This is a genomic window from Flavobacterium sp. HTF (assembly GCF_003105115.1).
Taxonomy (GTDB): Bacteria; Bacteroidota; Bacteroidia; order Flavobacteriales; family Flavobacteriaceae; genus Flavobacterium.
Map to the genome: position 1 here is coordinate 19,184 of NZ_QETH01000059.1, position 9,532 is coordinate 28,715.

Consider the following 9,532-nt stretch of genomic DNA (forward strand, 5'->3'; position numbering starts at 1 on the left):
CCAAAAAAAGAACCCGTGAAAACAACTAAATATTACCTGGCCGCCATAACTGCTTATACCATCTGGGGATTTTTTAGCCTTGTGCTAAAACCAATCCATGACTATCCTTCGCTGGATATTTTGTTTAACCGCGTTTTTAGCTGTAGTATTTTAATGTTATTAATTGCTTTTACTTTCAAAAGAAAAGCAATAACAGAAACGGTCGAAACTTTCAAATCCTTATCAAAAGCCGAAAAAAGAAAAACACTTTTATTGAATTTTGGAGGAAGCTTTTTCCTGATTGCCAATTGGTTTACCTTTATTTTTGTCATGAATCATGTTAGTGTAAAGGCAACTTCCCTGGCTTATCTGGTTTGCCCGATTTTAACCACTTTACTGGCTTATTTTCTCCTTCATGAAAAATTGTCCAAAACACAATGGATTTCTGTAGGTCTAAGTATTTCAGGATGTTTGTTATTGTCTTACGCTGATATTATGGATATGTTTTACAGTATCATAATTGGTTTAACGTATGCTTGTTATCTGGTAAGTCAGCGTGTAAACAAAGGCTTTGATAAATTTATTATACTGACGTTTCATATTACACTGGCAGCCATTGTTCTATTGCCATTTTATCCGTTTTACAGCGGTCCGGTCCCAACAGAATTTAAGTTTTATTTCTGTATTGAAACCATAGCGATCCTTTTTACAATTTTCCCGTTGTTTTTGAATTTGTATGCACTTTCTGGAATCAATTCTTCGACAGTCGGAATGCTTTTAAACATTAACCCGATGATCGCTTTTGGGCTGGCCACTTTTGTCTACCACGAAAAAATCAGTGTATTGCAGGTTACGGCTTACGGAATTATTTTTATTGCTGTTTTGGTTTTTAACTCACATCATATTTTTGCTATGAGAAAAAAATATCTGCCAATTGCAAAAACGCCCAATTGTACACAATAAATTACGAGAATCTTAACAGCATATTAAAACAGGAATGAGTATTTTTCATTTCTGTTTTTTTTTGCAAAATAGAAAAAAAAAATTGCCGCGAATTACACTAATTTTCACAAATTATATTTACTCATTTGAGAAAAAATTAGCGTAATTCGTGTAATTCGTGGCAAAAACAAAAATCTTTGTCACAGATTTCAACAGAATAAAAATACTATTTCAAAACCGAATCTATATTTATGAAAAACACCAAACTTCAGGCCTTTACCCCGTTATTTTATCTAGTATGGTCAGATGATTTGCTAACTCAGAAAGAGTTTGCAACATTACAGGAATTTATACATTCCCTGACTGTTCTGTCAGAAGAAGAAAAAGAATATCTGCTTTCTAAAGTTGATATTTCAAATCCGCCTTCGCGAAATGAACTGGCAGAATGGAAATCGGATATTGAAAAAAGCATTAAAGACAAATCTTCTATAAAATCTATTTATGATATAGCAGTTGCACTTTCGGATACCAACCTTGATGTTTCGAATCTAAAACCGGATTTTACAAAACTGGAAAATGATTTGGGAGTTTTAGGGGAAGAAGTGATTCAGAATTTCAAAACCAAAGCAGACTCATTTACAGCCAGTTCTCAGACCAACAGCAATTTTGATATTCAGAAAATAACCGAACTTCTGGACGGTAAAGAAGCTGCTATTATAAAAAAGGTAAAAACAGTTATTTCAAGACCTGAATTCGCTTATGAAACTTCTACCGATATCAATGTATTTAGAGAAACAGTATATAACTGGTGTAAAATTCTGGCCGATGAAAACTTAGGAAACATGGCGTATCCTAAAGAATATGGTGGAGGAGGGAATGTGGAAGATTATTTTGCCATTATGGAAACACTGAGTTACCATGATTTAAGTTTGGTGATAAAATTCGGCGTTCAGTTCGGACTTTGGGGAATGAGCGTACAATCACTTGGAACCGAAAAACATTATGCGAAATACTTAAAAGATATTGGATCATTAAAACTTCCGGGTTGTTTTGCGATGACAGAAACACACCACGGATCGAATGTAAAAGGGCTTGAAACTACCGCAACGTACAATCATGACAAACAAACTTTTACCATTCATACCCCAAATAAAAACGCACAGAAAGAATATATCGGTAACGCTGCCGTACACGGACAAATGGCAACCGTTTTTGCCAAACTGATTATTGACGATCATGATTATGGCGTAAACGCATTCGTGGTTCCTTTACGTGATACAAACGGAAATACTGTAGAAGGTGTTACAATAGGAGATTGTGGCCATAAAATGGGACTAAATGGGGTTGATAACGGAACAATCAGTTTCAATCAGGTTGAAATTCCGAAAGAAAATATGCTGGATCGTTTTGCTTCGGTAAACGACAAAGGAGAATTTGAAAGCCCAATTCCGAGTGATAACAGACGTTTCTTCACGATGTTGGGAACTTTGGTCGGAGGAAGAATCGGAATTCCGCGTTCGGCTTTGGCTGCTGCAAAATCCGGACTTACAATCGCCATTCGTTACAGCGATCAAAGAAGACAGTTTGGACCGGAAGGCGGTTCTGAAGTGCCCATTTTAAACTACAGAATGCACCAACGCCGACTGCTTCCGCATTTAGCGAAAACCTACGCCGTACATTTTGCTTTGCAATATCTAACCAAACGTTTCCTGAACAGAACTGAATCTGAAATGCAGGAAATTGAAGCTTTAGCAGCCGGAATGAAGTCTTATTCTACCTGGAGTACCAGAGATATTCTTCAGGAATGCCGCGAAGCTATTGGCGGAAAGGGATATTTATCTGAAAACCGAATCGATGATTTAAAAAATGATACTGAAATCTATACTACTTTTGAAGGTGACAATACCGTTTTAATGCAGTTAGTGGCCAAAAATCGTTTAGCTGAATTCAGAAAAGCATTTGGTGAAATGGGATCTTTGGGAATCATCAATTATGTGTATGAAAATGCAAAAACAGCAATTGCCGAGAAAAACCCAATTGCAACAAGAAGGGCAGATGACGAGCATTTGCTTGATTCAGAATTTCATTCGCAAGCCTTTATTCACAGAGAAAAAACAATATTGGCATCAGCTGCAAGACGTATCAAAAAACTGGTTGATGGTGGTTTAGAACCTTATGATGCTTTTAACGTGGTGCAGCATCAAATGATTGATGTGGCGCAGGCTTATCTGGAAAGAATTGTATTAGAACAATTTCAGGAAGCACTAAAAACCGTTGAAGACGAAAAATCAAAAGTTATACTGACAAAATTATACCAACTATACGCGCTTTCGCAAATAGAAAAAAACAAAGGATGGTATCTGGAAGACGGCTACATGGAGGCGGTAAAAACCAAAGCTATCCGTAAATTGGTCAATCAGCTTTGTTGGGATATTCGTCCTGACGCTGTTGCTTTGGTCAATGCTTTTGATATTCCTGAAAGCTGTCTGGCAGCGCCTATTGCGGTTGTTTAAACTATATATTTTTAAACCATATAAGTTATATAAGTTATTTAAGTCTCAGCTTTGTCAAAGTTTTAAAACTTTGGCAAAGCTTTTTTTTTTACTCCAGAGTTTGTCATTTCGAGGAACGAGAAATCACACTAGAAACTCCTCATAGTAATTCGCCAATCTTTGTCGAGTCAAGAGTGTGATTTCTCGTTCCTCGAAATGACAAAAAAAGACATAAAGAAAACAGCCCAAAATTTAATGAACTTATATAACTTATATGGTTAAAAAAAAACATCACCAGCTTCCCTTCAAACCTTCTTTTAAAGCCGCATTGTATTTCTCCAGATCAAAACTATACAAATCCGGAGCCTTGTGCGCGCCTCCTTTGCGTGATTCATCTAATTTGGTCAGGATATCGTAGCGAAGAATTTTTCTGTAAAAATTACCACGATTTAGTTTTTTACTTAAAATAGCTTCATATAGTTTTTGAAGTTCGGGCATTGTAAACTTCTCAGGAAGTAAATTATAACCAATCGGGTGATTGTTTAATTGTTCACGTAGAGTAAGCAAAGCTTTATCAAAAATGGTTCTGTGATCCATCATAAACGAAGGCAAATTTTCAATAGACTTCCATTCCACAGCATTCGAATATTGGTCGATAACCAATTTTACTTTTGAATGTTCTGCCAACGCATAATATCCAATCGAAACAAAACGCTGTTTGTTCCAGATACTATCGTCGTAGGCTTCAAAAGCACTTTCAGAACGTTTTAGATTTCCAAAAGTATAAAATTGCTGCAGGTAGATATTTTCAGTTCCAGTTCTGTCTTTTAAAATCCGAACCGCTGCGTCATCAACATTTTCTTCCTTTTTTACATATCCTCCCGGAAGTCCCCAGGAATCCTGATCCTTCATTCTTACTGTTAGAACATGCAGCGAATTTTCATGAAAGCTAAAAATAACGCAGTCAATAGAAAGCGTGGGAATGTATTTTTTAAATGCTTCCTCAGATTGCTGTTCCAGTAATTTCTTAAATTCCATTGTATCGATTTGTTTTCAAATTTACTCTTTTTGGAAATTAGAAATCACCTAAACTCCTTAAAAAATTATTTGTTTCCTTTAAAATTAGCCCTTTTCAGGTTTTTTTGGTTTTGGTTAATTTCTAATTAAAATTTTACAGTACTAAGAATCTGCTAAGTTTATGAGGTTTAAATTAGGATAAATGAAAATTTAAGTGTTTTTGTTTGTTGATGTGGAAAAAAGTAATTAATATTGCTTCATAATGAAGCAATGAAATTATCAAATATTACAACTTTACTATTTGTCAACCACATTCTAAATTTTCACTTATGAAAAAAACGATTATAAAAACGGCACGGGTATCACTTTTGACGGCTTTAGTTCTTTCTAATGTATCATGGAATTCAATTTCAGATGTTGAAACAAATCCGCCACTTCTTACCATTAAAGGATTTACTTTTAAAGATTATAACAGAAATGGGAAATTGGATCTTTGGGAAGATACCCGTCTTTCTGTTGATCAGAGAATTGATGCCATCATAAAAGAAATGACCAATGCAGAAAAGGCAGCATTACTTATCGGAACCGGAATGCCCGGAATCGAAGTGCTGACAGGTCCTGTTGGTGATTCTAAACAAGGTTTGGTTCCCGGTGCTGCGGGCGGAACAGAAGCTTTTGAGCGATTCGGAATTCCCGCAACTGTTGTGGCCGATGGCCCTGCCGGTTTAAGAATTGAACCCATCAGAGAAAATGACTCAAAAACGTATTATGCAACCGCTTTTCCGGTTGGAACCGCTTTGGCTTCAACGTGGAATAAAACGCTTTTAGAAGAAGTGGGAAAAGCAATGGGTAACGAAGTAAAAGAGTATGGGGTTGACGTTTTACTGGCTCCGGCTTTGAATATTCACAGAAACCCTTTAAACGGAAGAAACTTCGAGTATTATTCAGAAGATCCGTTGATTTCAGGGAAAACAGCAGCTGCAATTGTAAATGGAATTCAGTCGCAGGGTGTTGGAACTTCGATTAAACACTTTGCTGTCAATAACGAGGAAACCAATCGTTTGACGATTAATGCCCACGTTTCTGAAAGAGCGATCAGAGAATTGTATTTAAAAGGTTTTGAAATCACCGTTAAAGAATCACAGCCGTGGACTGTGATGTCTTCGTATAACAGACTAAATGGTGAATATACTTCGGCCAGAAAAGATTTACTGACTCAGGTTTTGAGAGAAGAATGGGGTTTTAAAGGAATTGTAATGACAGACTGGTTTGGAGGTTTTCCTGGTTTTGAAAGCATACAAAATGGTTCCAGCTCTGATGTAGTGCAACAAATGATTGCCGGAAATGATCTTCTGATGCCGGGAATTCCGGTTCAGAAAAAAGCATTAATTGAAGCTTTGGAATCTGGTAAATTATCTCAGGAAGTTGCGAATGCCAATTCAAAAAGAATTCTGGAGTATATTTTCCGTACACCGACTTTTGCGAAATATAAATACAGCGATAAACCCAACTTAGTTAAAAATGCTGAAGTAACCAGAAACGCTGCTGCAGAAGGAATGGTTTTGCTTAAAAACGAAAAAATTGCCCTGCCTTTTGCTGACAGACAAAAAGAAGTTTCCTTGTTTGGAGTTACTTCGTATGCCTGGATTACAGGCGGAACAGGAAGCGGAAGCGTAAACAATAAACACACGGTTTCTCTTTTGGAAGGTTTAACAACAGCAGGTTATAAATTAGATAAAGAATTAGTTGATCTCTATAAACCTCACGCTGAAAAAGTTCTTGCTGCAGACAAGGAGAGACGAAAATCTAAAGGAATCCTGGCTTTGCCGGAAAGACTTCCTGAAATGAAAATGGAAGATGCTTTTATTGCTAAAAAAGCAGCAAGTTCTGAAATTGCATTTGTGACTTTAGGGAGAAATTCAGGAGAAGGCGGAGACAGGGTTGTTGATAATGATTTTGATATAGCTGCCGAGGAGATCGAAATGCTGGATAAAGTTTCTAAAGCTTTTCATGAAAAAGGCAAAAAAGTAGTAGTCATTTTAAATATTGGCGGTGTAATCGAAACGGCATCATGGAAAGATAAAGTTGATGCTATTTTATTAGCATGGCAGCCAGGCCAGGAAGGAGGTCACTCTGTTGCAGATGTAGTTTCGGGAAAAATAAATCCGTCAGGAAAACTAACAATGACTTTCCCGATGAAATATGCTGATACGCCTTCGGCTAAAAACTTTCCGGGAATTCCTGCTGATAACCCGAAAGAAGTGACTTATGAAGAAGGTGTTTATGTCGGATACCGTTATTTTAATACTTTTAATATAAAGCCATCTTTTGAATTTGGTTTCGGAAAATCGTACACTACATTTGATTATTCAGCTGTAAAATTGAGTTCACAGACATTTAATAACTCACTAACCGTTTCTGTAACTGTAAAAAATACCGGAAAAGTTGCCGGAAAAGAAGTAGTTCAGGTTTATCTTTCTGCACCGTCAAAGTCTATTGATAAGCCAAAAGAAGAATTAAAAGCTTTTGGTAAAACCAAAGCATTAAAACCGGGAGAAAGCGAAACTTTAAAACTTACTCTTTCTCCGAAAGATTTGGCTTCATTTTTAGAAAATAAAAGCGCCTGGATTGCAGAAGCCGGAAATTATAAAGTGCTGATTGGTGATTCATCTGAAAATATCAGACAAACGGCGGAATTCTTTGTAGCAAACGAAATTGTAGTTGAAAAAGTAAAAAAGGCTTTTGCATTAGACACTCAATTTACAGAGCTAAAACCATGATAAAAAAATAGATTAATTGTTGGATAAAATTTTTTCTATATAAATGATTTCACTTAAATATTCAGATTGAATAAATAAGTGGAATCATTTTTTTATTTAGGATTTTATGTGTCTAATAAAAGCAAAAAACAATGATTACAACATCGCTCTGTTGAAGTAGTTAGATTTCTCAAAATCCTGAATGTTAATAGAAATCACAGGGACTTCAGGAAGTATAGAAGCCAGTTTGCTAACAATTTCTTTCGATAAATTCCCTTTTTGATCGTCTGTTCTGCCTTCCATAATGTAAGCAAAAACGTGGATAAAATCATTCAGTGTATTTCCGTTGTTATAAAAAGCAAAAGGATTTATGCGGACTTTAATTTCAGATGCGGTAAAAAGACCGGTTGAAAAAGCAGCATCAAAAACTTCTTTCATTATGTCGTCAGCAGATTTTATTCGGACTACATTCTCAGAACAATCAATAATAAAATGTGGCATCTTGTCGTGTTTTGGTTACAGAAAAATTTACATAAACAAAATTATAAAAACTAAAATCGGAATTCACTTAAAAATGGATATTCTATGAACTGTTTTTATTGAGATTTATACTTATTAGCAGAAATGTTTTGGCATTATAAATATTTACTTTTTTATAGCATCTCTTTAATTATATTTGTAATTCTGTTTTTATCTTTTATTGGTTTTGAAAAATTATTTCCTCTTTATTTTTATAGCGCTGCTTAGTGTTCCTGCTTATCCTTTGGATAGTACAGGTGTTATTTTGAATAAGCTAAATGATGCGTTAAAAAACAAGCAGCATTATGTCAGGCTAAAAGAAGAAAGAATTCTAAACTTCAAAAAAATCAAATCAGAGTCTTTTACCAAAGAACAGGAGTATAATTACAACAAAACCTTATACTCAGAATATCAGAAGTTTAATTCGGATTCTGCTATTTTATATGTAAAGAAGAATCTTGTAATTGCCACAGCATTCCAAAATAAAGATTTATCAGATCTGGCAGAATTACAATTAGCCAACCTGTATTCTTCATCGGGAAAATATCGCGAATCAGAAGCTATCCTTAAAAGCATCAATAAGAAAACATTAAACCAATCCCTGTTACCCAACTATTATGTAGTTTACAGAGAGTTTTTTGAACATTATAATGCTAACAGCAATAGCCTGAAGTACATTGAGCAAATAGGAAAATACCGTGATTCCCTGCTGGGTGTTCTAAACCCTGAAACACTGAATTATAAAATCAACAAGATCCAGAAAAATATTTTTGATAAAAAGTTTGCTGTCGCCGAGAAGCAATTAACCGTTTTATTGAAAAATACAAGAGAGGAAGATTCGCAATATGCCATGATTACCTATCTTTTCGGAAGTATTTATGAAGCGACACATCAATTAGAATTAAGAAAAAAATACTATGCGCTTTCTTCTACTGCTGATATAAAAAATGCTATAAAAGACAATGCATCGCTTCAGGAACTGGCTTTGGTTTTTTATGAAATCGGAGATGTTGACATGGCATACAAGCTTACACAGTCTGCTATTGAAGATGCACTTTACTGCAATGTACAATTTCGTACACTTTTAATGTCAGAAGTATATTCAATCATCAATACCGTTTATTTAGAAAAAGAAGCAAAGAGAAAAACAGAACTTCAACTGTATCTTTTATGCATCAGTTTGCTCTCCTTGTTCCTGATTGTAGCCATTATTTACGTTTACAAACAGATGAAAAAAGTATCCAGAATACGTGGAGAACTTTATGAAACCAGTCAGAAACTGGCAGAATTAAACAGGGATATTACCGAAACCAATAGCCAGCTGCAGGAACGTAACGCGCAGTTATCAGAATCAAATCATATTAAAGAAGAATATATTGCGCACTTTTTCAGCCTGTGTTCTGCTTACATCAATAAACTGGAGAATTACCGCATCATTTTAAACAAAAAAGCGACGGCAAAACAATTTGATGAGATTTACAAAATGCTCAAATCAACAACTTTGGTTGATAATGAACTGGAAGAATTATACAAAAACTTCGATATTATATTTCTGAACCTTTATCCCACTTTTGTAAAAGACTTCAATGATTTATTGATTAAAGAAGAACAAATCGTTTTAAAACAGGGCGAATTGCTAAATACGGAACTTCGGATTTTTGCCCTTATCCGTCTTGGAATTACCGACAGTGTAAAAATCGCAGCCTTCCTGCGTTACTCTTTAAGCACAATTTATAACTACCGGACCAGAGCCCGAAATAAAGCCGCAGTTTCGCGAAATGATTTCGAGGAAATGGTCATAAAAATTGGTTTAATTACATTGAA

Annotated in this window: 6 protein-coding genes; 4 read left to right on the top strand and 2 right to left on the bottom strand. The window is 35.3% G+C overall.

The window, feature by feature from the left end; genetic code table 11:
* Nucleotides 1-15: 15 nt before the first annotated feature.
* The gene (locus DCO46_RS15885; protein WP_116753489.1) at nt 16-942 is read left to right on the top strand and encodes an EamA family transporter; all 927 of its coding nucleotides are present in this window, start codon (nt 16-18) and stop codon (nt 940-942) included.
* A gap of 230 nt (nt 943-1,172) precedes the next feature.
* Complete coding sequence (locus tag DCO46_RS15890; protein WP_116753490.1) at nt 1,173-3,434, top strand: acyl-CoA dehydrogenase; 2,262 nt, start codon at nt 1,173-1,175, stop codon at nt 3,432-3,434.
* 270 nt (nt 3,435-3,704) lie between these two features.
* Here DCO46_RS15890 and DCO46_RS15895 read toward each other — a convergent pair whose 3' ends face one another.
* Complete coding sequence (locus DCO46_RS15895; RefSeq protein ID WP_116753491.1) at nt 3,705-4,451, bottom strand: NUDIX hydrolase; 747 nt, start codon at nt 4,449-4,451, stop codon at nt 3,705-3,707.
* A gap of 308 nt (nt 4,452-4,759) precedes the next feature.
* Here DCO46_RS15895 and DCO46_RS15900 point away from each other — a divergent pair, with 308 nt between their 5' ends.
* Complete coding sequence (locus DCO46_RS15900) at nt 4,760-7,210, top strand: glycoside hydrolase family 3 N-terminal domain-containing protein (RefSeq protein ID WP_116753492.1); 2,451 nt, start codon at nt 4,760-4,762, stop codon at nt 7,208-7,210.
* A 135-nt stretch (nt 7,211-7,345) separates the two neighbouring features.
* Here DCO46_RS15900 and DCO46_RS15905 read toward each other — a convergent pair whose 3' ends face one another.
* Nucleotides 7,346-7,690: a 5-carboxymethyl-2-hydroxymuconate Delta-isomerase gene (locus DCO46_RS15905; protein ID WP_116753493.1), complete on the bottom strand. Its 345-nt coding sequence runs from the start codon at nt 7,688-7,690 to the stop codon at nt 7,346-7,348.
* A 205-nt stretch (nt 7,691-7,895) separates the two neighbouring features.
* On the opposite strand from DCO46_RS15905, the gene DCO46_RS15910 reads away from it, so the two are divergent.
* A partial coding sequence (locus DCO46_RS15910) for a DUF6377 domain-containing protein (RefSeq protein ID WP_116753494.1) occupies nt 7,896-9,532 on the top strand: 1,637 nt, incomplete at its 3' end.